This is a genomic window from Saccharothrix sp. ALI-22-I (assembly GCF_001984175.1).
Lineage (GTDB): Bacteria > Actinomycetota > Actinomycetes > Mycobacteriales > Pseudonocardiaceae > Actinosynnema.
In genome coordinates this window covers 77,742-103,766 of the sequence record NZ_MTQP01000044.1, presented here as the reverse complement: position 1 = coordinate 103,766, position 26,025 = coordinate 77,742, and the positions used below count along the sequence as shown (strand labels likewise).

Genomic DNA, 26,025 nt, shown 5'->3' with positions numbered 1-26,025 from the left:
CAGGCACGCCTCCGCCACACCGCGAAGATCACCACGGTCGCGTTCAGCCCAGACCACAAACTCCTCGCCACCGCCGCCAACGAAAACACCACCCGCATCTACACACTTGACAACCCCTGACCCGACAACACAAACAACCAGAAGCCCGGTGCCGCCCGAAAGACATCGTCGCTGGTAGAACAGTGCAGACACCCGCTCGAGAGCACGCTCAGGTGATCGTGTCCCTCAAACCGGGCAGTGGAATCCGGCGGCACTCCCAGCCGACACCGGGTCATGTCGCCCACCCCGAACACGAAAAAAGCCCACAAAACCAGACATCACCACCGCATCAGTCCAGGTCAGCGTCCCCATGAAAGATCCGGGCCAGTGGTCGGTGTCGGGAGTTCGGGTGGATCGGGTAGGACGCCTTGATCCGATCCTCATAGAACAGCTCGCCACACTCACGCGGAACTCGCCCACGGCGGGTGAAGAGATCTGGGCACAGATGTTCAACCGATCAAGGGTCACCCAAACGAAGTAACTTACGGCGTAGAGGCGTTCGCCCCTAGCGATGCCGACGATTCGGGGATCAGACTTGTTCGTCCGTCCATTTACGACGGGAGGGGACGATGACGCCACCCACCGAACCCGGCGGCGAAGTGACCGGCAGCGGCCAGTTTCGCGTCGGCGCCGAACCCAGAACAGGCCTGGTCCAAACGCAGACCGAAGGCGTGAAAGCCGTTCAGTACACCATGGTCGACGGCGAACCGATGATCGAAGGCGACATCGTGCTCACCCTCGTCCAGGAAGGCGACGTCCACCCGGAAAGCGTGATCATACCTGGCCAGCAGTTCCGCTGGCCGGGTGGACGGGTGCCCTTCGAGATAGACCAGAACCTGCCGGACCAGGCCCGCGTGCACAACGCCGTCGCGCACTGGGAACTCAACACCCGCATTCGACTGATCCCCCGCAACCCGGCCAATGCGGACCACCGAAATTTCATTCGCTTCCAGCCCGGTGGCAACTGCAGTTCACCAGTCGGCATGCGCGGAAACCAGCAGAACATCACGCTGACCGCCGGCTGCGAGACCGGGGCGACGATTCACGAAATCGCGCACAGTGTCGGCCTGTGGCACGAGCAGAGCCGGGAGGATCGCAACGCGTTCGTAACGATCAACTGGACGAACATCCAGCAGCAAAACGCGCACAACTTCAACCAGCACATCACCGACGGCGACGACGTCGGGCCGTACGACTACCACTCGATCATGCACTACCCGCGCCGGGCATTCGCGATCGACACCACGCGGGACACGATCACCCCGGCGCAGAACGTCGAGATCGGCCAACGGGAAGGCCTCAGTCCTGGCGACTGTGCGGCGGTGCGGCTCATGTACCGCGACCTCGAACCGGCTGCGGAGTTCCGCGGTGTGCAGTTCACCGGCTCGGTGCCCGCCAACACGACCAAGCGCTGGTTCAGCCACAGCTGGCCCGCGCACTGGTACGTGGTGTGGACAGTGGTGCCCACCGCGCCCGCAGTCGACGGCCCGGAGCAGATCGAGTGGACCGTGCAGGTCACCCGTCAGTCCGGTGGCCTGCTCAAGTACTTCCTCGTCATCACGAACCTGACCGGTGGGCAGGTCGACGTCGAGGCTCGTTTCGACGTGCTCGGCTGGTCGCCGGACGCACTCTGAGAGGAGTACGACATGAGTGCTGAACTCGACGGCGGGGCCGCACCCGCGTCGCTGGACGAGCTGATCGTCATCGACTCGCTCATCGCACCGGCCCAGGACGGCGGGGTCGCGCCGCAGGGCGGCGACACCGCTGTCACCGGAGTACCGGCGAACCTGGCGGAGGCCGAGGACGCGGGTCCCGCACCCGCCCCGACAAACTGAAGGGGGAGATCCCGATGCGGCTTGGTGTGCAGTTCCGAGGACAGGTGCCCGGCGGGACGTCGCAGCGCTGGTCCACCCACAGTTGGCCCGAGGACTGGCGGGTCGTGTGGCTGGTCGTGCCGACATGGCCGATGGTCGACGGCGCCGAGCAGATCGAGTGGAAGGTACAGGTCGACCGGCAGGCCGCCGGGTTGATCAAGTACTTCATCGTGGTCCGCAACCTCACCGGTGGCCCGGTCGACTTCGAAGCCCGGTTCGCCGTGCTGAACTAGACAGATGCGCATCACCGGAGTCGTGGCGATTCCCGCGGGCACGCCCGCGTTCGGCCGGGCGGTCCTGCGGGTGCGCCTGTACGACGTTTCCCTCGCTGACGCCCCTGCGGTCACGAAGGCCGAGTACAGCGGCGAGGTCTTACGCGATGACACCGGCGAGCAGCACCTCCCGTTCCACCTCGACGTCCCCGACGTCGGAGGAACGCTGAACGTGGCCGCCCACGTCGACCTGCGCGGTGAGAACCGGGTCCACACCGGTGACCTGATCAGCACCACCGCCTTGCCACCGTCACCTCACATGGTCGTTCCCGTCGAACCGGTGTAGACGGTGCACACCGGTATCGTGCACACCCCAACGCGGTGTACGTGCGGCGCCGCGATGGCGTGCCGGCGGCCGTGCGGCGTTGGCCTCGAAAGGACCTGGCGAATCGTTCTGCCGCTTGGACGGGACGCGCCTGGACCGGCTCGCCGAGGCGTTGGAACAGGGCCCCGCGGCGCACGGTTTCGGCGAGGACCAGCGCTGGACCCTGGCCCGGGTCTCCGATCTGATCGCCCGCATGTTCCGCACCCGTTACACGCTGCGCGGGATGTCGTATCTGTTGCACCGCACGGGATCACCCGCATGGCCGAGCGGATCAGCGAGTTCTACGGCGGCGGCGTCCTGTCGTGCGTGCTGGACACCCTGCCGCTCAGCGGCGCCCGGAAGCGGTGCGGCGGAAGGCGGCGAAGGTCGCCGAGATGTGGATCTCCACGATGGCGGACGCGGCCTGCCGCGGCGGTCGTGCCGAAGCCGAGGCCCGCGCGGCGGCCGAGGACGCGTCGCGGTCGTCGAGGGCGGTCTCGTGTCAGGCCGGGTCGACGTGCCGCCGGCGGGCCGCCAGCCAGACCTCGGCGTACGCGACGGCGTCGGCCAGCGAGAACAGTCGGGTCACCGCCGCGCCCACCCTGCCGTGCCGCACCGGGCGTGCCTCGGAGAAAGCCGCGCCCAGCTCCTCGAAGCCGTCGTCGTCGGGAGAGATGTCACGGACCGTGGTCCAGCGACGACCCTGCGGGGTCCTGATCGCGAAGGAGTTGTCGACCTCCGGCGCCTGGATCCGGTACTCGGCCAGGTGGAACGCGGTGCAGGACCCGAAGCCCGCGCCCAGCAGGAGAACCCGCGCCCCCAGCTCTTCCAGCCGGGCGAGCGGACTCCGCTCACCGAGTTGACAGTCGAGGTCGTGACCGGCCACGACCTCGGCGGTGCGCGGCCCGATCGCCGCGAACGACGTCTGCGGGTGGGCACTGCGGACCGCCCCGGGCCAGTTCCGCACCACCTCGGGTATCACACCGACGCCACGCGTACGTGTGATGCGCGGGTCGTACGGCGGCATCGACGCGCGGATGTCGTCCCACCACGCCTCGGGCACCGGCGGGTACTGCCACCGGGCCGGGTCGGAGTTGTCGCCAGAGTGTGTGGGCACCACCAACGTCCCGTCGTCGCCGAGGGCGTCGAGCAGGGCGAGGACGACGGCGTCGGCCCCGCCGCAGACCCAGCCGAGGGAACTCAGCGAGGAGTGCACGAGAACCGTCTCACCGGGGCGCAGACCCGCCCGGCCGAGTTCGGTGGCGATCGACTCCCGCGTGCACAACGGGCCGGCGGGTGTCCTGGGCATCGGCACATCGTAGGGAGAGGCCCCGTTCCCGTGCCACGTCATTTTCGTGCCCGGATCTCGTCCCTCGACCGCCGCCGCGTCGCGATGGGGGGACGTCGAGGTCGCCCGGTGGTCGGCCAACCGGTCGGAAGAACCCTCCACTCACCTCGGTTCGGAAACGGGCACTTTAGGCCACTGTTTTGTCGGAACGGATTGCGCCGCATTGGCAGGGCGTGTGGTCGTGGGAAGAGCGGGGGTCAGGAGCAGGTGATGGGGACTGCCCGACTTCGGCGGTGAACGGCGCGTGCCCGGCCTGCGCCGCGAAGAGGTCGCCATGCTCGCCGGCGTCAGCCTGGACTACTACACCCACCTCGAACGCGGCAACCTCCGCAGCGCCTCGGACAGCGTGCGCAGCACGACCTCATCTCGTCCAACCTCATGGGACGCGCGCTGTTCGCCCCGCACTTCGAGGCGGAGAAGCCGAACCTGGCCGGGTTCATCTTCCTCTGCCCCCGCGCCCGGGACTTCTACGTCGACTGGCCCTTGCCCGCAGCATGACCGCCGCAATGCTCCGATTCGCAGCCGGACGCGACCCGCTCAACCAGGACCTCACCGCACTCATCGGAGAGCTCTCCACGCTCAGTCCACAGTTCCGCACGGACTGGGCCGAGCAGGACGTGCACGAGCACCGCACCGGCCAGAAGATCTACCGCCACCCCGAAGTCGGCGAAATCGACATCACCTTCGACGTGTTCGAACTACCCGGCGAACCAGGCCTGTCCATCTGCACCTACAGCGTCGAGTAAAGCTCTCCTTCTGCGGACAAGTTCGCCCTCCTCGCGAGCTGGGCGGCCACCCAAGAGTTCGCCCGCCGGCCTCATACCGACCCCGCCTACAGTCAGGAAGCCGCAGGCAGCACTCGACCTACCACGGAAAACAACTAGCACCCCGCCCGGCCACCTCGCGTAGGCACGCCTACCGCGACGGGCGGACATGCGTTCACGGGGGTCGGCGGAGCAGCGCGACACCGAAACCATCGCGCTGTCGGCGCCACCGACGATGACACACCGCGTCCACGTGACAGCAGGCCGTCGACCGCTCCCGCGCCGATCGGCAGGATTCCCCCTTGTAGCAGGGGGTCGGCGGCACGGGCGCCGCGCAATGACGGGCCGGATCGCATACGTTGGTCGCGTTGGTCGCATCCCCTTCCGCACCGAGGTGACGACGGTGGATCTGCTACCCCTGCGGCGCTACGTCGCCGACGCCGTGTTCGGCCGCGTGGCCGGGCCCGAGGGCGAGGCTCGCCGCGCCCGCATCCACCACGCGCCGGGTCCCCGCTGGTTCGGCCCGGACCGGCCCATCCGGCGGGTGCACGGCGACGCGGCCATGTTCATCGGCGGTCTGCGGGCTTTGCTGCTGCAGTCCCTGCACCCGGTGGCCATGGCCGCCGTCGCCGGGCACTCCGACTACCGCACCGACCCGTGGGGCAGGTTGCAGCGCACCAGCCTGTTCCTGGCCACCACGACCTTCGGCACGGCCGAGGACGCGCAGCGTGCCGTGGACGGGGTGCGCGCGATCCACCAGCGCATCCGCGGCACCACCAGGGACGGGGTGCCCTACCACGCCGCCGACCCGCACCTGCTGGAGTGGGTGCACGTCGCCGAGGTCGACAGCTTCCTGTGCTGCCACCAGCGCTACGGGATTCGGCGGCTGACGCCGCAGGAGTGCGACGCCTACGTGGCCGACGTGGCGCGGATCGGGGCTGCGTTGGGCGTGCCCGACCCGCCGACCACGGTGGCGGCCCTGGCTTCGCGGCTCGCGGCGTTCCGGCCCGAACTGCGGGGAACCCGGGAGGCACGCGAAGCCGCCCGGTTCCTCCTGGTGACGCCACCCCTGCCGTTGGCGGTGCGGGTGCCCTATGCGGCGGTGGGCGCGGCCGCGATGGCGTCGTTGCCGGTGTGGACGCGTCTGCCGTTGCGGTTGCCGTTCCTGCCGGTCTTGGAGCACACCGCGGTTCGACTGGCGGGCCATGGCGTCACCAGTGCCGTCCGATGGGCCCTGCCACCCGCAGAGCACCGCGCGAGCTGACCAGCGGCGCTGATCGCGTCCGAAGACGAAGCGGGACCCAGCTCGGGCCGGTCCGCCATGTGGCCGGCGTCGAGCGTGGTGACCTCGGCGAGGGTCCGCTGGGCCGATTTGGCCTGGAAGTCGGGCGGGTAACACTGGTCCTGGGAGAGTTGCACATACGTCCGGGGTATGGACAGCCGGTAACCGCTCAGGTCAACGGTTTCGGTCAGCAACGCGGCGGCATCGTCGACCACTCGGCGGAGGATGAAGTCGGACTGCTCCTCGTCGGCGTCGTTGCACAGCATGAACCTGGCGGCGTCGACGCCGACGGTGTAGACGCCGCCGGCGATGCCCGCCTCCACCGAGGTGCGCACGTCCGCGTCGATCTGGTCGAGTACCCGGGTGCCGTCCTCCGGCACCACCGCCGAAAGCAGCACCACGTGCCGGATCCGCTCCGGCAGCAGCGACATGACCCGGGGGACCGTGACGCCGCCGAATGACCACCTCCAGCGTTGAAGATCGTTGTGCACCGCTTCCGCGTGCGGATGACGAGATGACCATCTGATCAGATATCAGGGACAGGTCACGTCGTGTCTCGGTCTGGTGGCGTTGGTGAGGAAGTCGGTGACGACCTGATCGCCGCAGGCGTTGCCGTTGGCCACGTAGGCGTTGTGGCCGCCGGACTCGACGACGACGATCCTCGCGCGGTCGCCGAGTGCGCTGCGCATGCGCAGGGCGCCGGCGAGCGGCGTGGCGGGGTCACGGCGGTTCTGGATCATGAGGATGTTCTTCGGGCCGTGGGCGGTCACCCGGGTCGGGTGCTCGGCCGGTGGGTAGGGCCAGAAAGCGCAGGGCTGAACGTTCACCGGCATGCCGTCGGTCAGCGGGTAGGCCGCCCGGTTGCGCGCGACGTCCCCCGCGTAGTCGTGCTCAGGCCCCGGCCAGGCCACGTCGTTGCACGCGGTGGCGGCCTGCACGGAGACGAGGTTCCGGAACTGGTCGGCCGGCGGTACCGGGATGGGCGGCACCGGTCCCCCGGTCAACGCTGCCTGCATGAACGCGGCCAACTGCGGGAACGCGGCGTCCGCGTAGAGCGAGTTGAACATGACGGCACGCAGGACGGCGCCGGTGAGGCCGGGCCGCGCGTTCCGGTCGAGTTCCCCGGCCAGACGCCGGTAGGTGGCGTGCACGGCCTGAGGCGTGGAGCCGAAACCGTAGTTCGCGTCACGGGCGGCGGCCCACGAGGCGAAGTCGGGGAAGCGGTCCTCCGCCCCGACGGCGAAGTTGGCCTGCCAGCCACGTGCCACCCGGCGCGGATCGGGATCGCCGCTGCTGTCGAGCACGATCCGGTCGGTGCGCCGGGGGAACATCGTTGCGTACACCGCGCCCACGTAGGTCCCGTATGAGGTGCCCCAGGCGGACAACCGCGACTCGCCGAGCGCCCGGCGAATCCGGTCGATGTCCCTGGCTTCGTTGCGGGTGGTGATGGTCCTGATCACCGGACCACCGTTGCGGGCACACGCCTCCGCGACCCGATTGGCCCGCCCGACGGTGCCGGAGATGTCACCCCCGGGCCCCGGCCACGGCAGGAACGCCGTCGGCTCGATGTCACGCGGCTCCAGATCGCACGAGACCGGCGTGCTGTGCCCGACCCCACGCGGGTCGAACCCGACGAGGTCGTACCGATCGAGCACCTCCTGCGGCAGCCGCGAGCCGTGCGTGCTCGGCCGGGCCAGACCAGAACCGCCGGGGCCGCCCGGGATCAACAGCAGCACCCCACGGCGCAACTCCGGCCGGGCGGTACGGATACGCGACACGGCGAGCGAGATCCACTCCCCGCCGGGCTTTCGGTAGTCCAGCGGCACCCACACGGTCGCACACTCCTGCCGCGGGTCCAGCGGCCCCGCCGCGGCCGGGCACGACCTCCATTCCACAGTGGACTCGGTGGCCGCCGCCACCGGCGTCACGAGTCCGGTCAGTACCATCACCAGCGTCATCGCACCGAGAGTTCTTCGCATGACGTCAGGATTCCCAACCCCGCGCACGGTGCCCATCCGGTGAGCCCCACGCCGGCTGGTAGGGCAAGCCCCACCTGCGCCAGGGCCCGTCGCCGACCTGGACGAAACCGCCGGGATCGGTGAGGCGCGTCAAACGCTTGATACCTGGAAGGTACTAGTCTCCACGTCGGGTAGGAGCGGGTGACGTGGCGACCACGAGCGGGCCACGACGTCCGATCGCCCACACCACGAGCGCGAGGCAGCTCAGGCCGGCGCCGGCGATCGTCACGGCTGTCCACCCGCCGACGGACCACAGCAGTGCCGGCTACGAGATCGCGGCCGCCACCCCCGGCGGTGCCCCGCCCACGGCCGACCCCGCAAGCCTCACCCCCGAGTTCAACGACGGCCCCGAGGGCGCGCAGCGGATGAAGGCCGCGCTGCGCGACGCGACCGAACTGGCACACCCGACGCGGATCGAGCGGCGATGACGGCAAATCCCCGTTCACCGACTACCGCCTCACCGCCCTGAGCAACGCCGAGGAAAGACTGAACGGCTTGGCCGACCAGGCGAAATGGCTGCTGCAGGACCGACTGGTCAACGACCTGGGCCTCACCCGCTGGTTGACGATCAGGAGCCGGTCAGTCGCCTCGCCTCTGGACCGTCACGGCGCGAAGCCGACGACCAGCCCCGGCCGGTCACGGCTGCCCGGCGCACCGATCACCAACGCACCCGGCGCGGGCACGAAGTACGCGTTGAGCCCGAAGGTCAACCCGTCGATCGGCGCAAGCGCCGCGGTGACGGGAGCGCTGCCGTCCAAGCCCTGCGCGGAAACGGAGAGTTCGCCCTTGGGCGTCGAGCACAACCGCACGAACCGGGTGGCGGTCGTGACGGCGGCACGGGTCAGCGGACAGTTCGCCTCGTCGAGCGGCACGGCTCGCCCGGTGGCCGGATCGACGGCGTGCACCGGCGCGTCACGTTCGCGGTCGCGCAGCACCGGCGCCGGGCCGTACCCGACCTCCACCGCCGCCGGCGGGTCGACCAACCGGGTCACGCGCCCGGACGCGACGTCCACCAGCGCGTCGGTCAGGGCGTCCGGCGGCAACTCGTCGCCGTACATCCGCACGTGCGCCACCGAGCCGTCGGTGGTCGTCACCACTTCCACCTGGCGGTTCGCCCGCCGCTCGGGCTCGAAGGTGACGGTGTGCCGCCACAACTCGCGCCCGGTGTCCTCGGCCAACCCGAGCACGGCGAGCCGGTCCTCGCACCACACCGCCACGCTCACCCCGGCCGGACCCGTGCCGGCCACGTCTGCCAGGCACCCGTCGGGTTGCCACCAACGCCAGCGCTCCTCACCGGTCGCCTGGTCATCGGCCGAGACGCCGCCGCTGTCCGCGGTCACCACCGCGGTGGCACCCACGAACAGGTTCTTGCCCAGCTCACGTCCCTCCATCGCCCGCTCGAACCGCAGCGTCCCGGTGTCGGCGTCCAGCCCGACCAGCAGGCGCCGCGGTGGCTGCTGGTCGCGGTCGAACAACGCCAGCACCGACCGCCGGTCCGGTGACGCGGACACCGACAGCAGCAACGCGCCCGACCTCGCGTAACGCCACTGCGGCCGACCGTCCGTCCCGTCGAGCCCGACGACCGCGCCGTCCTCCGTGCCGACGGCAACCCCGTGCCCGGCCGCCGCAAGGCCCACGACCCGTGCCGGGGACTGCCACTCCCACCGCTTCGTGGCGGCCAGCTCCACGACCGGACGCGGCGGCTCGGCCCACGCCCCGCGCACCTCCGACCGCACGGCCGCGGCCTCGACCGCATCCGGCGCGACGACCGCCGCACCGACCACGGCGGCCACACCCAGCACGCCGAGCGGACGCACCCGCCACGATCCGGCCGAGAGCCCACCGAACGCGACCGCCAACGCCCCGACGGCCAGCAGCGGCAAGTCCGCCTCGGGCAGCCCGTGTGCGACGTCGACCCCGACCGCCACCGCCGCGAGCACGAACACCACGCCCGCCAGCGCGACACCCACCCACCGCCGCCCGGAGATCACCAGGTACGCGGCCACCCCGACGGCGACGACGAACAGCAGGTACGGGTAGTCGATCACCTCAACCCGAGCGCGCTCACGCGGCACGAACAACGACACCAAGGCGCACCCGGCACCCGCGAGGACCATGTACCGCAACACGGCACTACGACGCGACCACAACCCCACCCGTTCCCCATACCCCGTGCCACGTAACCAATGAGGAGCCGGTCGCTTCCGGCCACGGTTCCCGGCCGGCGGGTGCACGACTCGTGGTGTCCGGGTGTTACCGGGTACCGATCGCGGCCAGGGCGTCCTTGCACACGCGCACCAGCTCTTCGTCGGCACGCACCAGGTCGCTGCTCCACCTGTCGTCCTGCGACCCGTGCCGCCGGCGTCGCGCCAACTCCTCGCGCAACAACGGTGCGGCCGGCTCGGCCGCCGGGCCCATGTCGGCCAGGCAGCGTGCGGCGGGCGGGCGGACGTAGACGTTGTCCGCCCACGCCGACGTCAACAACGGGAGCGCGGCGTCGGCGTCGCCGGTCGCCCGCCACAACGCCTCCGCCACGTGCAGGCGCAGCCAACCGTTCGGGTCCGGCTTGTGCAACAACGCGCGCAGCGCGGGGACGTGTGCGGCGGCTGCCTGGCCCAGTTCGGCGATCGCCTCCACGGCCTCGACACGGTCGTCGATGTGGCGCAGCAGCACGGACAGCACACGGTCCGCGTCGCCTTCCACTCGCCACAACGCCATCGCCGCGGGAATGGCCACCGACGATTCGTCGTGGTCGAGAAGAGCGCGCAGCGCCGGGGCGGCCTCGGCGGCATGGGGTCCGAGCGCGCCGAGCGCGTGCAGGGCGCTGAAGTCCGGCAGGCGCTCCACGATGTCCGGCACGGCCGGGACCGCCGCCTTGCCCAGACCACCGAGTGCCGTGATCAGCCCGCTGCGGCGGGAGTCGTGCCCCTCCGGGACGGGCAGGTCACGCAGCCGCGTGCGGATCAGCGGCACGAACTCGGCCGCCGACGGTCCGAGCGCGCGGACGACGTGACCGATGTCGGACGGCGGTTCCGGGCGTTCGAGCGCCCACCGCACCGGCGCCAACGCCCTCGGGTCACCCAAAGCGGCCAAGGCGCGCAGAGTCGGCCCGGTGCTGGGCAGGCTGGACGGCCACAACGTGATCCACGCCGGTGGTCCGTCCTCGCTCGTGTGCGCGGCCTCCCGTGGCGCGGCGTCGATGCTGCGGGCGAGTGCGTCGGCGGCGGGCTCGGCCACGCCGTGGAGGTGTTGCAGCGCGGTGGCGGCGGCCGAGGGCAGGCGTGGTTCCGGGGCGAGGAGTTGGTCCCCGATGAGCCGGACCAAGTCGCGGTGGTCGCCGCGCCAGTTCTCGACCAACGTGCGCGCGACGCCGACGGCGTCGAGCCGCTGTTCCCAGTCCGCGGCCTCCAGCAGCCGGACGAGCAGCGTGGTCCGGTCCTCGACCCGGTCGTCGAGCGCCCGACTCAGCCCGGCCAGCAGCGGGAACGCCTTGGGCGCGCGCCGACCGGCCGCCTGCTGCTCGGCCCGTTCCCGGAGGGCGCCGAGCAGTGTGGGAGTGGAGAAGCCGGCGGCTTCCGGACCGGGGGTGCCCTCGACGTAGACCTTGGTGAGTACGTCCAGCGCGACGGTGACCAGGTCACTCGGAAGCGCGTCCGGGGCGCAGCGGGCCAGTTCGGTGAGCGCGGCGACCCGCACCGTCGAATCCGGGTGGTCGGCGACCAGATCGGTGAGCCGCGCGGCCAGGTACCGCTCGGACAACCGCCCCGAGGAGGCACGCACGCCGAGCGTTCCGAACGCCTTCACGATCGCCGTCTGCACATCGGCGTCGGTCTCGACCAGCAGCCGCTCGCTCAGTGCGTCAACCACGCGTGCGGCCTCCGCGCGGCACACCAGCAACGCCCCGCACGTCGCCCGCCGCACCGCCGGGTCCGGATCGCCCAGCACGTTCAGGAACAGCGGAAACGCCGCCGTGACCGCCTCGACCGCCTGCCGCTCGACGTCCCCGAACTCGTGCGCCTCGTCTTCCGCGTCCTCCTCGTCGAAATCTCCGATGCTCGCCAGCAACTCCACGACGTCGGCCCGCCCCGGCAGTCCGGCGTGTCCCACCAACTCCAGCAGGAACGGGATCGCGGCGACGGTGCTGTCGTAGACGGACTCCTGGTGGTGCACGGCGCCGTGCATGCCGTCCAACGCCCACTCCCGGACCGCCGGATCGTCGGACACCAATCCCCGCAACAGGTCCGGCACCTCGGTCGCAGGCCCGTAGGCGTGCTCCAGCGCGCTCCAGTCGATGTCATCCAACCCGGTGAAGAGGACCACCGGGCGAGACTACCGATGCCGAGAGACCACAAATGCGGCGAATCACCATGGGCGAGGAATCCCACGGCGAAGGTCTCCGGCAGCACGAGCAGGCGGCGTCGAGGACACGACGGGTCGCGTCATGGCTCCCGTGCTGGTCGCGGACGCGTTTCTGCTCGCCTGCTTCTCACGCCAGGCGAGACCTACCACTACGGCGGCCGTCGGCGCCTGGAGGTCGGCAACGCCGAACGTTCGCCACCGCCGAACGTTCGCCACCACCGACAGCAGGCGTTTCCGCGCCAGCCGGTCGAGACGACCGCGCCGGCACGAACGCCCGGCGTCATCGCACGGTGACGCGGACGGCGGGCGTGTAGTGCAGACGACCGTGGGCGGCGACTCGGACGAGGGCCCACCAGTGAGAACCGGGGCGAGCCGTGCCGGCGGCCGTGGCCAGGACCGGCACGGTGATCTTGCCGTTGGGCGGGATCTCGAACGCCTGTGCCCTCGGGCCGATGCTCATCTCGTCGCCCCATGTGCCGTAAGGGCTGATCACGGTGACCTCGCCGCGAACGTCGCTCTGCGCACGGTTCGCCAACGACACGGGCAACGAGCTCCGGCCGCCGGGGACGAGTTCGAGAACGTCAGCATCGAGGCGCACGTCCACCAAGTCCACCTCGGCCGGAGAACCGACGACGATCTCGGTCGTGTCCTCCAGGACCTGGCCGAGGTGATCCCGGACGCGGGCGGCGAGCAGGTGACGACCCACCGTCTCCGGTGCCACCACCGGGACCGTGAACTCGGCGAACTCACCGGCCGCGAGGCCGTAGGACAACGGCTCCCGGTCGGCGAACTCGACGCGCCCCGAAGCCGGTCGGCCCGAGCAACTGACGGTGATCCGGACCTGACCGGCGGCACCGGGCTGGAGCTGGAGGCGGGAAGGGTTCACGTGCACGCTGAGCGGCAGGTTGCCGATCGGCGCGGGGCCTGCGTTGTGCCGCCAGTAGCGGGTGTAGACCGGTTGCACCGGCTCGGTGGACCGGGCCAGTTCGACTCCGGTGGGAGGCCGCGCGCCGGCGGGTACGAGGTGGAGCGTGGCGACGTCGGCGGCCGTCAAGTCCACACTGATTTGTCCGGATTGGACAGTCAGTGGCGAGAGGTTGCGTTCCTCCAACAGGTCTGCACGATGAGCTGCCACCAGTCCGCCGTACAGGGAGACGGACGCGGTCACCGGCGTTCCGGTGGTCTCGTACAGCCGGACGGTGATGTCCGATCCGGTGTCCGCCGGAGCGCCGGAGGCGAGGGGGTTGCCGGCGGCCTTGGCGGCGGTGAGCAGCACGTCAGGCGGTGATACCGACATCAGGCCGAGTTCGCGCGGCAGAGGGCCGGGACTTGAGCTGACCTGGCGCGTCCGGATCGGGTGGTTGACGTCCTGCCCGGACCGGGCGAAGCCGGACCGCCGCCAGTCCCCGGTCCCGGCGACCAGGCTCAGCTCGAACGTGTGCGACCAGTGCTGCCAGCCGAAACTGGACCCGTCCGGCGCGGTCCGGCGCTCTCCCTCGATCCACACACCCGACGGCCAACCGCTGCACGACCGCATCAGGGACACGTGCAGCGTGCCGTCCGGTGCCACGACGAACCCGGGTGTGCCCCGGTTGACCACGGCCACCGAGTAGTCCACGAGGGGTTCCGACGTGCCTGCCAGCCCGGCGGGCACGTCCACTTCGACGCACGCGTCGCCCAGGTCGTCGATCAGGTCGTCGACGTCGGTGACGATCAGCACCGGCAGATCACGCGGCCCGCGGAGGTCCGCGTCCGGCACCCACTGTTCGAGTCGGGTGCGTGCGGCGGGCACGAACACCCGGCCGTTGGCGGCCAACGCCTCCCGGTAGCCGGCGTCGGCGCTGTCCAGCACGTCGGCGGCGAAGTCGTTGTCACCCAGCACGATGCGCACATCGGGCAGGTTCGAATCGGCGTCGAGAGCGCCGTACCTCGGTCCCCGCTGAGGCGTGCACGTGGCGGTGACCCCCTTGGCGACCAGTGCGGCCATCACGGCACGACCGTCCTCCGCCGTGACCAGCTCGGCCACGCCGATGGCGTGCTGCTGGACCTGGCCGTCGGAGTGCCGCAACCGCAACCGGACCATGCTCGACAAGCCGGCCCACGTGTGCGCCGGGCTGTCCAGCGTCCACAGGTTTTCGGCGGCGTCGACGTCCGGGAAGCCGAACGACCGGCCAACGGCGGCGAAGCCGACCTCGGCCACGGGCAGTGCACCGGGGACGTCGAACGCGAACCTCGCGCGCAACAGCCGGTCCTGCCCGATTGAACCGTCCACGAAGGCTCGGATGTCGACCCTGGGCAGCCCGTGCCACAGCGTGGTCTGCTGGGTGATCCGCAGGTCACCGAGGGCCGTTCGGCTGACGATGCGTTCGCCGATCGGACTCGTCTCGACGCGCACCTCGGCGGAGGCCGAGCCGACGCCCTGACCGGGGCCGGTGGGTAGCAGGTGCCACGGGCCTTCGCCCCACACCGGGTGCACGGGGTGTTCGTCCTGCACCACCAGTTCACCCGCCAGGCCGCCGTGCCGCACCAGCGCGCGTCCGGCCCGCCGGTCGTACACGGTCGACAACGCCCCGCCCCGGGCGGGATCGGCCTCGACCGCGAAGGACTCGTTCGAGATCGCAAGGCCTGGTCGCTCGGTCCACGAGGGCGGGATCGTGTCGGCGTCCACCACGCGGTACACGCGGTAGCCGGTCGCGGGTACCTGACGGGCCAGGAAGCTCAGCGTGAGCGAAGCCAGGGTGCCGTCCGGGTGCCAGACCACGGCCTCGGTCACGGCCGGGACCGGGAGGCCGTCCGGGTCTTCGACGCGGGCACCGCGGTGACCCGGAACGGGGTGGCGGACGGTCACCGAAGTGACCGCGTCCCGCGTGAAGGCCAGGGTGTTGACGGCGATCACGGCAACGCCCGCGCCCGCGGTGTCGATGTGCCCGGCCAGGTGGTCCACCGCACCGCCCAGCACCTCGCGGCCCAGCTCGTCCGCTTCCCGCCACCCGTTGACCAGGTCCAGGTAGACCTGGTCGGACTCGGTGCCGGTGATCGCGTCGTGATGAGCACCGTAGACGAGCTGGCGCCACGCCTTGTCCAACGCCTCGGCCGGGTAGCGGGCGCCCATCAACCCGGCCAGGACGGACATCCGCTCGGCGTCCAGAACGGACACCTCGGCGGCGCGCTGGGCCTGCTTGGTGTCGATGTAGGAGACGTCCTTGCCGGTGTAGACGGGGTTCATGTCCCTGGTCTGCGGGCTGAACACCACCGAGCGGTCGACGGCGTCCCCGCGCACCGCGGCGAAGAAGTCGCGCGGCAGGCCGACGACGAACCGCGGCCACACGTAACGCGCGTTCCACTCCCGGTGGATCTCCGTGCAGAACCGGGACGGGACGTTGTGGTCGTGCCCTACCGGCAGCAGCACATTGCGCGTGGCCGCGACCCGGCGCAGCGAGCTGAACTGCAGGTAGGCCGCGGCCATCGCCTCTTCCAGCGTGGCCTTGCGCTCGATGTCCCAGCCCGCCACGTAGTGGTCGGCCATGTAGGCGGTGAGCACTCCGCGGCCGCTCGGCGAGATCCACTCGAACTCCGACGGGAACTGCATCCGGGTGATGTCCCCGGTGTGCCGCTTGGCTCCGACGTGGTGCCACGGCCCGCGTGCCCATGCGCTGGAATCGAGGCCGGCGTCGGCCATCAGGCCGGGGTAGGCCGGGTCGTGCCCGAACACGTCGAGCATCCAGGCGGTGCGCGGCTCGGCGCCCAACACGTCCCGCTGGTAGCCGATGCCGTAGACGGCGTTGCGGATGGTCGACTCGGGGTGGGTGAGGTTGGTGTTGGCCTCGTTGTAGTTCCCGCCCACGATCTCGACCTGCCCGTCCCGGAGGAACCGGCGCAGGTCGTGCCGGTCCTCCGGGAAGGCGTCCCAGTGGGGTTTGAGGTAGTCCACCTCGGCGAGCACGAACCGGTAGTCCGAGTCCCGCCGTGCGGCGTCCAGGTGAGCGCGCACCAGGTCGAACGCGGAGAGCTGGAACGGCATCCGCTTCTCCTGCGCGCCGGGCAGGTCCAGCCAGGTCTCGGTGAAACCGGCCTGGGTGTTCCACCACACGGGGTCGTAGTGGAAGTGCGAGATCATCCACATGGTCCACCCCGTCTCCGCGACGGTGACCGTCGTGTCATGAGCTGCCGCCGTGCCACCGGCGGCCGGCTCCACGAGCACGGTCGCCGGGTACGGGACGCCTTCACTCGTCGGCGCGGCGAAGGTCACGCCGACCTCGACGACGATCTCGTCCGCACCGGCCGCCACAGCGGCGGGCTCGGGCGTGCGCACCATCGGGCCGACGACGCGGACCCGCGCCGGTCCCGACCTCGGCCCAGCGATACCCACCCGGACCAGTTGGCGGGGTGCCGAGGTCGACCCGACGAACAGGTCGGTGTCCTGGACGCTGGTGATCCGCATGCGCTACTTGGCGCCGGCCAGCGCGGCCTCGGCGTCGCGGAAGAACTGGCTCACGGCGTCCGCGATGGACATCCGGCCGAACGCGACCTGCTTGGCCATGGCGTCCAGCGCGGTCTTGACGTCGCTGTAGCCCGGCGGGGCGGTGGGTGCGCTCGCCAGGCCGTCCTTCGCGACCTCCTGGGCGACGTACTGGCCGTGGGTGACGTCCTTCTTGTCCCACCCGCTCAACGACGGGAGCAGGATCTCCAACGCCTTGTCCGACGGCGGGATGCCGCGCGTCATGCCCATGGTCTTGATGGCGTCGGTGTCGCTGACGAAGAAGTCGATCAGCTTGGCCGCGGCGTCGGGGTTCTTGCTCTTGACCGGGATGCACAGCAGCACGCCGCCGCTGGGCGCCTGTCCGGTCTTGCCGTTGGCGCCGCGCGGGACGATCACGGCATCCAGGGTGTGCTGGGTCAACGGCTGCATCTGCGCGAGCCCCCACCCGGTGGTCATCGCGATCTGCCCGGCGATCAGCGGGTGGTTGCCGGTCGCGGAGTCCGTGCTGGACAGCATCTCCGGCGGGCAGATCGCGCCGGACGCGCGCAGCCCGGCCCAGAAGGTGAACCACTCCGTCAGGTCGTCGGTGGCGAAGCCGATCTTGCCGTCGGCGGTGTAGAGGTCCTTGCCGCGCTGCCGCAGCCACGGTTGCAGTGCCCCGGAGTCGTCCTTGGAGGCGTCCAGCGCACCGTACTTGCCCTCGCCCAGCGCCTTCGACATCTCGCCCGCGATCACGCCGAAGTCGTCCCACGTCCAGTCGTCGGTCGGCGGGGCGATCTTCACCTGTTCGAAGAGGGTCTTGTCGAAGAGGATCGGAGCGAAACCGGAGCCCGACGGCACGCCGTAGGGCACGCCGTTCACCGTGCCGGCCGTGCGCACGGCCGAGTACAGCGTGTCCAGGTGGATGGTGTCCGGGACGTAGCCGGACAAATCCGTCAGCACGCCCTGGGCCGCGTAAGTGCTCACCAAGGCGGTGTCCATCTGGAAGATGTCCGGCGGGTTGCCGCCCGCGAACTCGGTGTTGAGCTTGTTGAAGTAGCCGTCGTAGCCGGAGTACTGGGTTTCCACCGTGACGCCGGTCTTCTGGGTGAACAGCTTGAGCGCTTCCTGGTACGCCTTGTTGCGGGCCTCACCGCCCCACCAGCGGAACACCAGCGAGTTGGCGGACGAGCCCGCGTTGTCGGGCGGGGCGAAGCCGCAGCCCGCGAGGGCGGTCGCGGCGAGTCCACCGGCCGTCAGGCCGAGGAACCCCCTCCTGGACAGGTTTTCGGACATGTGCCGCTCCCTTTTGTCTGGCGGTGGAAGGACTACTTGAGACCGGTGTTCGCCATGCCTTCGACGAGGCGCTTCTGCGAGATGAGGAAGACGGCGACCGTGGGCACCAGGGTGACCACCGACATCGCCAGCATCCCGCCGTAGCTGGACCCGCTGGCCTTGTCCACGAACGAGTTCAGGCCCAGCGGCGCCGTGTAGCGGGTGTTGTCCGACAGGTACACCAGCTGACGCAGGAAGTCGTTGAACGTCCAGATGAACGTCAGGATGGTGGTGGTGATCAGCGCGGGCTTCATCAGCGGCAGGATGACGCTGACGAACACCCGCACGTGACCGGCGCCGTCCAGGGCCGCGGCCTCGTCCAGCTCCCTCGGGATGCCGCGGATGAACTGGACCATCAGGAAGATGAAGAAGGCGTCGTAGGCCAGCAGGTGCGGCACCACCAGCGGCAGGAACGTGTTGATCCAGTTCAGCTCGTAGAAGATGGTGTACTGCGGGATCAGGGTGGCCTGGAACGGCAGCATCATCGTGCCCAGCATCAGGGCGAACCACATGCGGCGCAACGCGAAGTCCAGCCGGGCGAACGCGTACGCCGCCAGCGAGCAGGACACCAGGTTCGCGACCACCACGCAGGCCGAGATGGTCAGCGAATTGGACAGGTAGACGGTGAAGGAAGTGCCCGTCGCGGTCCAGCCGTTGACGTAGTTGGCGATGGTGAAGCCGAACGGGAGCGGGTTGATCGTGGTGAAGATCTGGTTCTCCGGCTTGAACGACGCGCCGACCAACCACACGATCGGGTAGATCATCACCAGCAGGATGACGAGCAGCAGGGTGTGCGCGCGCCAGTGGTACTTCACGCGCCGGCGGGGCTTGGCGGTCGTGGTCATCGCGAATCCCCTTTCAGTCGGTGTAGTTGACCCAGCGGCGGGCGGACCAGAAGTACAGCGCGGTGAACGCTCCGATCACCGCGAACAGCACCCACGCCATCGCCGACGCGTAACCCATCTGCATGCTGCCGAAGCCCCTGAGGTACAGGTAGAGCGTGTACAGCAGGGTCGAGTCGATCGGACCGCCCAGGCCGCCCGAGACCACGTAGGCCGGCGTGAACGTCTGGAACGCGTTGATCGTCTCCAACACGAGGTTGAAGAAGACCATCGGCGTCAGCAGCGGCAGGGTGATCGAGAAGAACACCCGGAACCGGCCCGCGCCGTCCAGCTCCGCGGCCTCGTACAGGTCCTGCGGCAACTGCTTGAGCCCGGCCAGGAAGATCAGCATCGGTGTGCCGAACTGCCAGGCGGCCAGCAGCACCAGCGTCCACATCGCGTACCGGGGGTCGCCGATCCAGTCCGCGCCCCGGATGCCGAACAGGGCGAGGAAATCGTTGAGCAGGCCGTCGCGGGAGAAGATCTGCCGCCACATCACCGACACCGCGACACTCGCGCCGAGCAGCGACGGCAGGTAGAACGTCGCGCGGTAGAACCCCAGCGCCTTCAGGCCGCGGTTGAGCGCCACCGCGACCAGCAGTGCCGCGATCAGCTTCAGCGGCACCGAGGTCACCACGTACAGCAGGGTGACCTTGATCGACTGCAGGTAGCGCTCGTCGGACAGCAGCCGGGCGTAGTTGTCCAACCCGGTCCACTGCGGATCGGTGAGCAGGTTGAACCTGGTCAACGACAGGTACAGCGAGTACACCATCGGGATCAGGGTGAGGCCGAAGATGCCGATCAGCCACGGGGCCAGGAAGGCGTAGCCCGCCTTGTTGTGCTTGTGCCGCTTCCGCTTGCGCGCGGGTACCGGGGGGCCGGGCGCGGTGGCGGGCGGTTCGAGCACGGCGAGGCCGGCGTTCTCCGACATGGGCTTCACTCCTGGGACGTCATCGTCGCTGCTGGACTGCCGTTGGCACGGGTGGACGCGAGTCGGTGTCCGACTTCGTCCAGCCCCACGCACGGCGCCGTTCCAGTGTCCGTCCCAGGGAACAGGAAAGCGCTTGCCGAGACTGTAGGAACCGCTCACACGGCTGTCAAGGTCACCGCCAGAACGCCTTGCTCCCTGGCCAGGTGGGTCGCCCCCAGCACGGTGGCCCGCTCCCCCAGCCTGCTCACGGTCACCTCGGTCGGCCAACTCAACCTCGTGAGCGTGGCCGCGACGCCCTCGGTGAGCAACGGGTTGCCGCCGACACCGCCGCCCAGCACGATCAGGCCGGGGTCGAGCACCGCGCTGATCGACGCGGCCAGCCTGCCCACCTCACCGGAGTGCTCGGCCACCAGCTCGCCCGCCAACCGGTGTCCCCGCCCGGCCAGCTCGAACAGGGCCGCCGCGCTGTCCGGCACCGGGCCGTGCGCGGCCGACCACCTGGCCCGCACGCGGCGCAGCAGGCCGGGGGAACCGAGACGTGCCTCCAACGCGTCGGGGCGGGCGGCCTGGTCGTCCGCCCACGGGTAGGCGAGCCGGGCGACCTCGCCAGCGGCCCCGTTCACGCCGCGCAGCAGCCGACCGCCGACCACCAGACCGGCGCCGATACCCACGCCGACCTGGAGGTAGACGAACGTGTCCCGGCTCCCGCCCGTGCCCGCGTGCAGTTCGGCGACGGCGGCGCAGTTGACGTTGTTCTCGGCGCTGACCCTGGCCCGGCGCGGCAGACCGAGCCCGTCGATCGCGGCGCGAATCCGCTGGTCGACCACGGGGTCGGCGCGGCGGCCCGCCGGCGTGACCACATCGGAGACCGCGACCACCACAGCCCTCAGCGGACCGCTGCGGGCACGCCTGCGCAGCGCGGTGCGGACCATGGCGCGCGCGGAGTCGGGCTCGTCGGTGTGGTCCTGGTCCAGCAGGCGCCCGTCCAGGCCGGCCGCGCGGTAGGCGACCCGGGTGGAGCCGCGGTCCACGGCCAGCACGTACCCGGAGGCCGGGCCGAGTCGGTAGAGCGCCGGCGACCGGCCGGCCGCGCCGTGCGCGGTGCCGTCGCGCTCGACGAGTTCGAGCGCTTCGAGTTCGGCGACGGCCGTGGAAACTGTCGGTTTCGACAGCTCGCACGCGGCGGCCAGCTGCGGCCGGGTGGCCCGCCGCAGCGCCGCCAGCGCGGTGAACACCTCACGAGCGCTGTCGGACAGCGCTAACGCCACCATGGTCGGCCCACCATGGTTGGCACCGTATACCTTGACAGCGGAGCGTGGTCGTACGTTTACTGCTTAACGAACACGGCGGGTCCCAGCCGCTTCGCCAGGAGAACAGCGGGAAGGAGCGCTCCACCCCACGCACACCACCGGTGTCGGTTCCACAGTGGTCCGTTCCCGGATCACCGGCCTGGAGTTCGCGATGACCCCCGCGGTGTACCTGCCGAGCCAGCACGCCAGCGTGCACAACCTGCCCGACGACGACGAACAGCTGCGCGCGGTGCTGGCCGACGCGGTGGCCGCGGCGATCGCCCGCCAACACCCGGACGGCAACTTCGAGGACCCGGCCGCCGATGAGGACGTCGGTGACATGTCGCTCGGCGTGCTCTCGTTGCTGTGCCTGGCCTGGCACCGCGGTGATCGACGTGACGCCGAACTGGTCGGAGCGGCTCGGCGTGGCCTGGACTTCGTGCTGTCCGAACGGGTCTTCCGGACCGACAACCCCGGTGAGCTGTTCCACCGGGTCCGGCACAGCGGCCTGCCGTACGCCCGGTACGTGCTGGGCGCCGGGGAACACCCCTTCGGGGACTGGCCGAGCACCGTGTGGGCCATGCTGCACGCGGTCAACGTGCTGGAACTCGGCCGGGGGCTGTTCACCGACGCGCGGTACACCGAGCTCGCCGAGGTGGCGACCGGGTTCTGGCGGTGGTTGACCGAGGCGAGCGTGTTCAACCCGCAGCAGACGGCGAACCAGGCGATCGGCGCCGTGGTGGCGGGTCTGGCGCTGGGGCGACTGCTCGCCGACACGTCCATAGTGGACGAGTCGATGGCGTTGTACCACAGCGAGGTCAGGTCGAAGCGGATCACCGACCGGGGGTTGCGGCTGCCGGTGGAGCACGGCGCGGGCCACGACCAGAACTACCTGCCCATCTCGCTGACCTTCCTGGCTCGCGCCCACCAGGTCAGCGGGGAGCAGTGCTTCCTCGACGACGGCGACGAGATCGCCCGGCACCTGGAGTGCCGGCTGTCCGCCCGCGGCTTCGACTTCGGCGGTCCCAGGTACAGCGAGCAGCACAGCGGGTGCGAAGGGATGCTTGGGCTGCGGTTCTTCAGCGGCCGCATCCGGGCAGACCTCGGGCGCTACCTCGGCGACCGGCGCGGTGCCTACTACTGCGCCACCACACCCGGCGTGGCGAGCGGCCACTTCGCGTTCACCACCGTGTGGTTCTGGCAGGACGACCACGAGTGGTACCGCGACACCACCGGTGAACCGGTGCACACGCGCTACTCGCTGCGGCACGGGCGGGTGTCGGTGTCGCTGACCGGGCAGCTCACCCCGTACCTGGTCGACGCGGCCTCGACCGCGGTGATCGAGTCGGTGGTGGACCACCAGCACGGGATCGGTCCGCTCGTCCGGTACCCGGACGGGAAAACGCTGCTGCTCACCCGCCCGCTCGGACCCGTACGCGTGCGCGACACGACCGGCGGCGGGCTCGGCGCGAAACTGGTGACCAAGGCCGTGGTCACCAGGGACCAGGTCATGCTCGCCGTGCAACAGCTGTACGTGTCCGACGGCGAGCGGCTGTACGTGGCAGCGGTGCTCGACCGCGCCGCGCTGCCCGCCGACGTCGAGCTGACGTTCCTGGCCGGCCTGCCGTACGCGACCGCGGAAGGGGAACGGCAGCGCCGGATCCGGACGGTCGCCGAACCCGGTGGCGTGCCGTTCGACCTGGGCCGGCCGGGCGAAGTGCTGACGACGAAAGGCGTTCTGCTCTCCGACGGGTTCGCGATCAGCGCGGGAGCGGCCCTGCGCGTGGTGAACCCGCCGGACGGCCTGGCGTACGTCAACAGCACGCAGACCGTCGAGCTGACCCAGGAACAGGTGGCCTTCGCGCTCGGCGACGACCCTAGGGGGTACGGCAACCCGGACGCCGGCTGGCAGCGTGTCGTCGCGACCAACCACGTCCTGGCCGAACCGGTTTCCGACACGCCGCACGGCCGCGTTGTCTTCGCGCTGTGCTACGGACCGGACGCAACCCCGATGCCGGTGTCCGTGGCGGAGGCAGAGCAGGGCGTGCTGATCGGGACGCCGGCGTTCACCGCGCTCGTCGGTCATCCAGCCGGTGACGCGCACGGCGAACCGGTGTTGCGGGTGACCGCGGTCGACGTGCTCTCGCCCTGGCGGACCAGCGGACGGCGGCCTGGTCGGTGAGCTGTCCGGTGGTGCGGGACCTTCGAGCGAAGTGGAACGGCCTTCCCGTTTCCTTGCGACGCCAGTGTCAGCGCAAAACGGGAAGGCTGTTCCACTTCGGTACAGTGTGGGCATGACACCGCCCGGCACCACCGCCGAAACCCCGAGCCGGCAGCTCGAACCGGGGCTGCGCGCGGACGCCGGACGCAACCGCGACCGCATCCTGGCGGCGGCCCGCCGGCTGTACGCCACCGAAGGCCTGGGCGTCTCGATGGCCTCGGTGGCCCGCGAGGCCGGCGTCGGCAAAGCCACCCTGTCCCGCCGCTTCGCCACCCGCGAAGACCTCATCACCGCCGTCTTCGCCGACCGCATGGATGCCTACGCCACCGCCACCACCGAGGCCCTCGCCGACCCCGACCCCTGGCACGGCTTCACCCGCTACATCGAAGCCGTCTGCGCCATGCAGGCCGCCGACCGCGGCTTCGCCGACGTCCTGACCATGACCTTCCCCGCCGCCAAAGCCCTCGAAGCCCGACGCACCCAGTCCTACGACGGCTTCGTCGAACTCATCACCCGCACCCAGGCCACCGGACACCTGCGGGACGACTTCACCCCGGAAGACCTGGTCATCCTCCTCATGGCCAACGCCGGCGTCATCGCCGCAACGGCCGACGACGCACCCGACGCCTGGCGCCGCCTGGTCGGACACATCCTCCGCGCCTACGCCACCCCCGGCGCCCCTCTCCCGCCAATGCCGGAAGCCCCGAGCCACACCGCGCTCTACCGCGCCATGATCCGACTCGCACGGCCCGCACCACAGACACCCTGAGGATCTCGGGTACGGGCACCCGATCGACTACGCGCCCGACCACTGCCGTGCGGCGGCAGAGTGGACACGCGGCATCCGACCCGTCAGTCGCCGCAGGAGAGGCCACCGCTGAGTCGGTCCATGTGCTCGGCCAGGACACGCAGACCCTCGACGCCCAGCCTCCTGAGCACGATCTCGCGCAGTCCGTCGAGGGCGCAGCGGATGAGCGCCCGTGGTCGGCCGGTGCTGCGAGCGGGCCGATGCCACCCAGCCGCAGGTTGGAACTCTGGCCAGGGCGTTACCGGACGATGGCGTCGCTCGTCGGGTTTGCTTCGGTCGTAGGTGTGGTGGGCGGGGTGCGCTGGGGGCCTCGCGCGAGAACGTAGACGAGCAGGATCGTCATGACGGCGACTCCTGCCCACATGGCCTGTTGCCAGCCGTCGACGAAGGACTCCTGGGCGGCTCGGATCAGTGTCTGCGCGTGGGTGCCGGTTCCGTCGGCGGTGGCGATGGCGTTGGCGATGCCTTCACGGGCGGTGTCGGCGGCGGCGTCGGGGACTCCGTCGAGGCGGGAGTCGATGGCGTTGCGGTAGCCGGCGGACAGGACCGCTCCGAGCAGGGCGACGCCGAGGGCGGTGCCGAACTCCCTGGTGACGTCGTTGAGCGCGGAGGCGACGCCCTGGCGCGCACGCGGCAAGGCGGTGGTGATGGCCTCGGTGGAGGGTGTCATCGTCAGGCCCATGCCGAGTCCCATGGCGAGCATGCCGGGCAGTACCGAGAGGTAGCCGCCGTCAACGGAGACGGAGGTGGCCATGAGGATCAGTCCCGTGCCTCCCAGGACGATTCCTGACGCCATCGTCGAGCGGGCTCCGATTCGCGCGGCTGCTCGTGGGGCGAGACCGGAGGCGAGCATCATCAGCAGCGCCATGGGCATGAGCGCCAGGGTGGAGCGAAGGCCGGACCAGCCGAGCACCGCCTGGAAGTACGGGAAGAGGACGACGAAGATTCCCGCCTGCACGCCGAAGACCGCCAGGAGCGCTACGGAGCCGCTGGCCAGGCCTCGCTTGAGGAAAAGGCGGACATCGAGCAGTGGAGCTTGCCGGCGCAGTTCCCACGCCACGAAGCCGACGGCGCCGGTAACGCCGACGAGGAGGCTCAGGAGCGTCACGGGTGCGGTCCAACCCTGCACCGGGCCCTCGTGGAGGACGAAGATGAGCCCCACTACGGCGACCACGGACGCCAGCGAGCCGACGGTGTCGAATCCGTGCTGCGACTCCTCGCGTGAGTTGGGAACGGATCGCAGCGCCATGACGATGGCCACGGCGACGAGTGCGACCGGCAGGACGAAGAGCCATCGCCAACTCGCCAGGTCGACCAGGATCGCCGACAGGTACATCCCCAGGATGCCGCCTCCGCCGGCGACGCCGGTCCACACGCCGATCGCCTTGGAGCGTTCCTCGTCGGGGAACGTCGAGGTGATGACGGCCAGGGTGACCGGCATGATCATCGCGGCGCCCACGCCGCTGAGGAGACGTGCCGCGATCATGACCTCGGACGACGTGGCAACGCCCGCCGCGGCACTCGCCACGCCGAAGAGGATCAGGCCGGTGAGCAGCACTGGCCGCCGGCCCCACCGATCGCCGATCGCGCCGAGCGGCAAGAGCAGCGCGGCCAGGGTGACGGTGTAGGTGTTGATGATCCACAGGACAGTGCTCTGCGAGGCATCGAACGCGAGGGCGATCTCCTGCTGGGCGACGTTCAACCCGGACACCGAAGCGATGACTGCCATGAGGGCGATGCACACCCCGATCAGGATCGCGCGACGCCGGCGCGGATCATGGATCGTCGTGTCGGCGGCACCCACCGGGGGAGACAGATCCGGGGAAGTCACGCGTGAGTTC

General features: G+C 70.3%; 19 protein-coding genes and 2 pseudogenes. 11 read left to right on the top strand and 10 right to left on the bottom strand.

Annotated elements, in window-relative coordinates:
* Positions 1–27: 27 nt before the first annotated feature.
* From ALI22I_RS55465 to ALI22I_RS55460, 6 genes and pseudogenes are all read left to right on the top strand, one after another.
* Positions 28–120 carry a hypothetical protein gene (locus tag ALI22I_RS55465; protein ID WP_443216875.1) on the top strand — a complete coding sequence of 31 codons (93 nt, stop codon included), beginning with the start codon at positions 28–30 and terminating at the stop codon, positions 118–120.
* A 590-nt stretch (positions 121–710) separates the two neighbouring features.
* Positions 711–1,673: a M12 family metallopeptidase gene (locus ALI22I_RS50505; RefSeq protein WP_179118135.1), complete on the top strand. Its 963-nt coding sequence runs from the start codon at positions 711–713 to the stop codon at positions 1,671–1,673.
* Between the two features lie 12 nt (positions 1,674–1,685).
* The gene (locus ALI22I_RS07285; RefSeq protein ID WP_077004719.1) at positions 1,686–1,874 is read left to right on the top strand and encodes a hypothetical protein; all 189 of its coding nucleotides are present in this window, start codon (positions 1,686–1,688) and stop codon (positions 1,872–1,874) included.
* Positions 1,875–1,888: 14 nt separating this feature from the next.
* Positions 1,889–2,146: a hypothetical protein gene (locus tag ALI22I_RS07280; RefSeq protein ID WP_077004718.1), complete on the top strand. Its 258-nt coding sequence runs from the start codon at positions 1,889–1,891 to the stop codon at positions 2,144–2,146.
* Between the two features lie 4 nt (positions 2,147–2,150).
* Positions 2,151–2,471: a YbaY family lipoprotein gene (locus ALI22I_RS07275; RefSeq protein ID WP_077004717.1), complete on the top strand. Its 321-nt coding sequence runs from the start codon at positions 2,151–2,153 to the stop codon at positions 2,469–2,471.
* Positions 2,472–2,550: 79 nt separating this feature from the next.
* A pseudogene (locus tag ALI22I_RS55460) lies at positions 2,551–2,748 on the top strand (winged helix-turn-helix domain-containing protein); the annotation flags it as partial.
* 243 nt (positions 2,749–2,991) lie between these two features.
* On the opposite strand, the gene ALI22I_RS07265 reads toward ALI22I_RS55460, so the two are convergent.
* Positions 2,992–3,798 (bottom strand): aminoglycoside N(3)-acetyltransferase, encoded by an 807-nt coding sequence (locus tag ALI22I_RS07265; RefSeq protein WP_077004716.1) that lies wholly within the window; start codon positions 3,796–3,798, stop codon positions 2,992–2,994.
* A gap of 417 nt (positions 3,799–4,215) precedes the next feature.
* On the opposite strand from ALI22I_RS07265, the pseudogene ALI22I_RS52205 reads away from it, so the two are divergent.
* Positions 4,216–4,583 (top strand): annotated as a pseudogene (locus ALI22I_RS52205) (MmyB family transcriptional regulator).
* Positions 4,584–5,004: 421 nt separating this feature from the next.
* Positions 5,005–5,865 (top strand): oxygenase MpaB family protein, encoded by an 861-nt coding sequence (locus tag ALI22I_RS07250; protein ID WP_238598173.1) that lies wholly within the window; start codon positions 5,005–5,007, stop codon positions 5,863–5,865.
* Between the two features lie 551 nt (positions 5,866–6,416).
* Here the strand turns inward: ALI22I_RS07250 and ALI22I_RS07240 are convergent.
* Positions 6,417–7,841, bottom strand: coding sequence for an alpha/beta hydrolase (locus ALI22I_RS07240; RefSeq protein WP_202970834.1), 1,425 nt, complete (start codon positions 7,839–7,841; stop codon positions 6,417–6,419).
* 206 nt (positions 7,842–8,047) lie between these two features.
* Here ALI22I_RS07240 and ALI22I_RS52200 point away from each other — a divergent pair, with 206 nt between their 5' ends.
* Entirely contained in the window at positions 8,048–8,329 is a 282-nt protein-coding gene (locus tag ALI22I_RS52200) for a hypothetical protein (protein WP_077004712.1), read from the top strand.
* Between the two features lie 174 nt (positions 8,330–8,503).
* Here the strand turns inward: ALI22I_RS52200 and ALI22I_RS07230 are convergent, their stop codons facing one another.
* The 7 genes from ALI22I_RS07230 to ALI22I_RS07200 form a co-directional block, all read right to left on the bottom strand.
* Positions 8,504–10,030 carry an outer membrane protein assembly factor BamB family protein gene (locus tag ALI22I_RS07230; protein WP_077004711.1) on the bottom strand — a complete coding sequence of 509 codons (1,527 nt, stop codon included), beginning with the start codon at positions 10,028–10,030 and terminating at the stop codon, positions 8,504–8,506.
* A gap of 124 nt (positions 10,031–10,154) precedes the next feature.
* Positions 10,155–12,221 carry a HEAT repeat domain-containing protein gene (locus ALI22I_RS07225; protein WP_077004710.1) on the bottom strand — a complete coding sequence of 689 codons (2,067 nt, stop codon included), beginning with the start codon at positions 12,219–12,221 and terminating at the stop codon, positions 10,155–10,157.
* A gap of 319 nt (positions 12,222–12,540) precedes the next feature.
* Positions 12,541–16,701: a glycoside hydrolase family 38 C-terminal domain-containing protein gene (locus ALI22I_RS07220; RefSeq protein WP_077004709.1), complete on the bottom strand. Its 4,161-nt coding sequence runs from the start codon at positions 16,699–16,701 to the stop codon at positions 12,541–12,543.
* 3 nt (positions 16,702–16,704) lie between these two features.
* Positions 16,705–18,015, bottom strand: coding sequence for an ABC transporter substrate-binding protein (locus tag ALI22I_RS07215; RefSeq protein ID WP_077004708.1), 1,311 nt, complete (start codon positions 18,013–18,015; stop codon positions 16,705–16,707).
* A gap of 32 nt (positions 18,016–18,047) precedes the next feature.
* Entirely contained in the window at positions 18,048–18,899 is an 852-nt protein-coding gene (locus ALI22I_RS07210; RefSeq protein WP_077004707.1) for a carbohydrate ABC transporter permease, read from the bottom strand.
* A 13-nt stretch (positions 18,900–18,912) separates the two neighbouring features.
* Entirely contained in the window at positions 18,913–19,866 is a 954-nt protein-coding gene (locus ALI22I_RS07205; protein ID WP_083751510.1) for a carbohydrate ABC transporter permease, read from the bottom strand.
* Positions 19,867–20,021: 155 nt separating this feature from the next.
* A complete protein-coding gene (locus ALI22I_RS07200; RefSeq protein ID WP_077004706.1) occupies positions 20,022–21,137 on the bottom strand; it encodes an ROK family transcriptional regulator in 1,116 nt (371 codons plus the stop codon).
* Positions 21,138–21,291: 154 nt separating this feature from the next.
* Here ALI22I_RS07200 and ALI22I_RS07195 point away from each other — a divergent pair, with 154 nt between their 5' ends.
* Complete coding sequence (locus ALI22I_RS07195) at positions 21,292–23,337, top strand: hypothetical protein (protein ID WP_083751506.1); 2,046 nt, start codon at positions 21,292–21,294, stop codon at positions 23,335–23,337.
* Between the two features lie 112 nt (positions 23,338–23,449).
* Positions 23,450–24,145, top strand: coding sequence for a TetR/AcrR family transcriptional regulator (locus ALI22I_RS07190; RefSeq protein WP_077004730.1), 696 nt, complete (start codon positions 23,450–23,452; stop codon positions 24,143–24,145).
* 277 nt (positions 24,146–24,422) lie between these two features.
* Here the strand turns inward: ALI22I_RS07190 and ALI22I_RS07185 are convergent, their stop codons facing one another.
* Positions 24,423–26,015: an MFS transporter gene (locus ALI22I_RS07185; RefSeq protein ID WP_077004705.1), complete on the bottom strand. Its 1,593-nt coding sequence runs from the start codon at positions 26,013–26,015 to the stop codon at positions 24,423–24,425.
* Positions 26,016–26,025 lie beyond the last annotated feature (10 nt).

Bases quoted from the DNA above. Each gene is read 5' to 3' on its own strand.
- ALI22I_RS07285 (WP_077004719.1), top strand. From the start codon at position 1,686: ATGAGTGCTGAACTCGACGGCGGGGCCGCACCCGCGTCGCTGGACGAG.
- ALI22I_RS07280 (WP_077004718.1), top strand. From the start codon at position 1,889: ATGCGGCTTGGTGTGCAGTTCCGAGGACAGGTGCCCGGCGGGACGTCG.
- ALI22I_RS07275 (WP_077004717.1), top strand. From the start codon at position 2,151: ATGCGCATCACCGGAGTCGTGGCGATTCCCGCGGGCACGCCCGCGTTC.
- ALI22I_RS07265 (WP_077004716.1), bottom strand. From the start codon at position 3,798: ATGCCCAGGACACCCGCCGGCCCGTTGTGCACGCGGGAGTCGATCGCC.
- ALI22I_RS07240 (WP_202970834.1), bottom strand. From the start codon at position 7,841: ATGACGCTGGTGATGGTACTGACCGGACTCGTGACGCCGGTGGCGGCG.
- ALI22I_RS07220 (WP_077004709.1), bottom strand. From the start codon at position 16,701: ATGCGGATCACCAGCGTCCAGGACACCGACCTGTTCGTCGGGTCGACC.
- ALI22I_RS07215 (WP_077004708.1), bottom strand. From the start codon at position 18,015: ATGTCCGAAAACCTGTCCAGGAGGGGGTTCCTCGGCCTGACGGCCGGT.
- ALI22I_RS07210 (WP_077004707.1), bottom strand. From the start codon at position 18,899: ATGACCACGACCGCCAAGCCCCGCCGGCGCGTGAAGTACCACTGGCGC.
- ALI22I_RS07205 (WP_083751510.1), bottom strand. From the start codon at position 19,866: ATGTCGGAGAACGCCGGCCTCGCCGTGCTCGAACCGCCCGCCACCGCG.
- ALI22I_RS07200 (WP_077004706.1), bottom strand. From the start codon at position 21,137: ATGGTGGCGTTAGCGCTGTCCGACAGCGCTCGTGAGGTGTTCACCGCG.
- ALI22I_RS07190 (WP_077004730.1), top strand. From the start codon at position 23,450: ATGACACCGCCCGGCACCACCGCCGAAACCCCGAGCCGGCAGCTCGAA.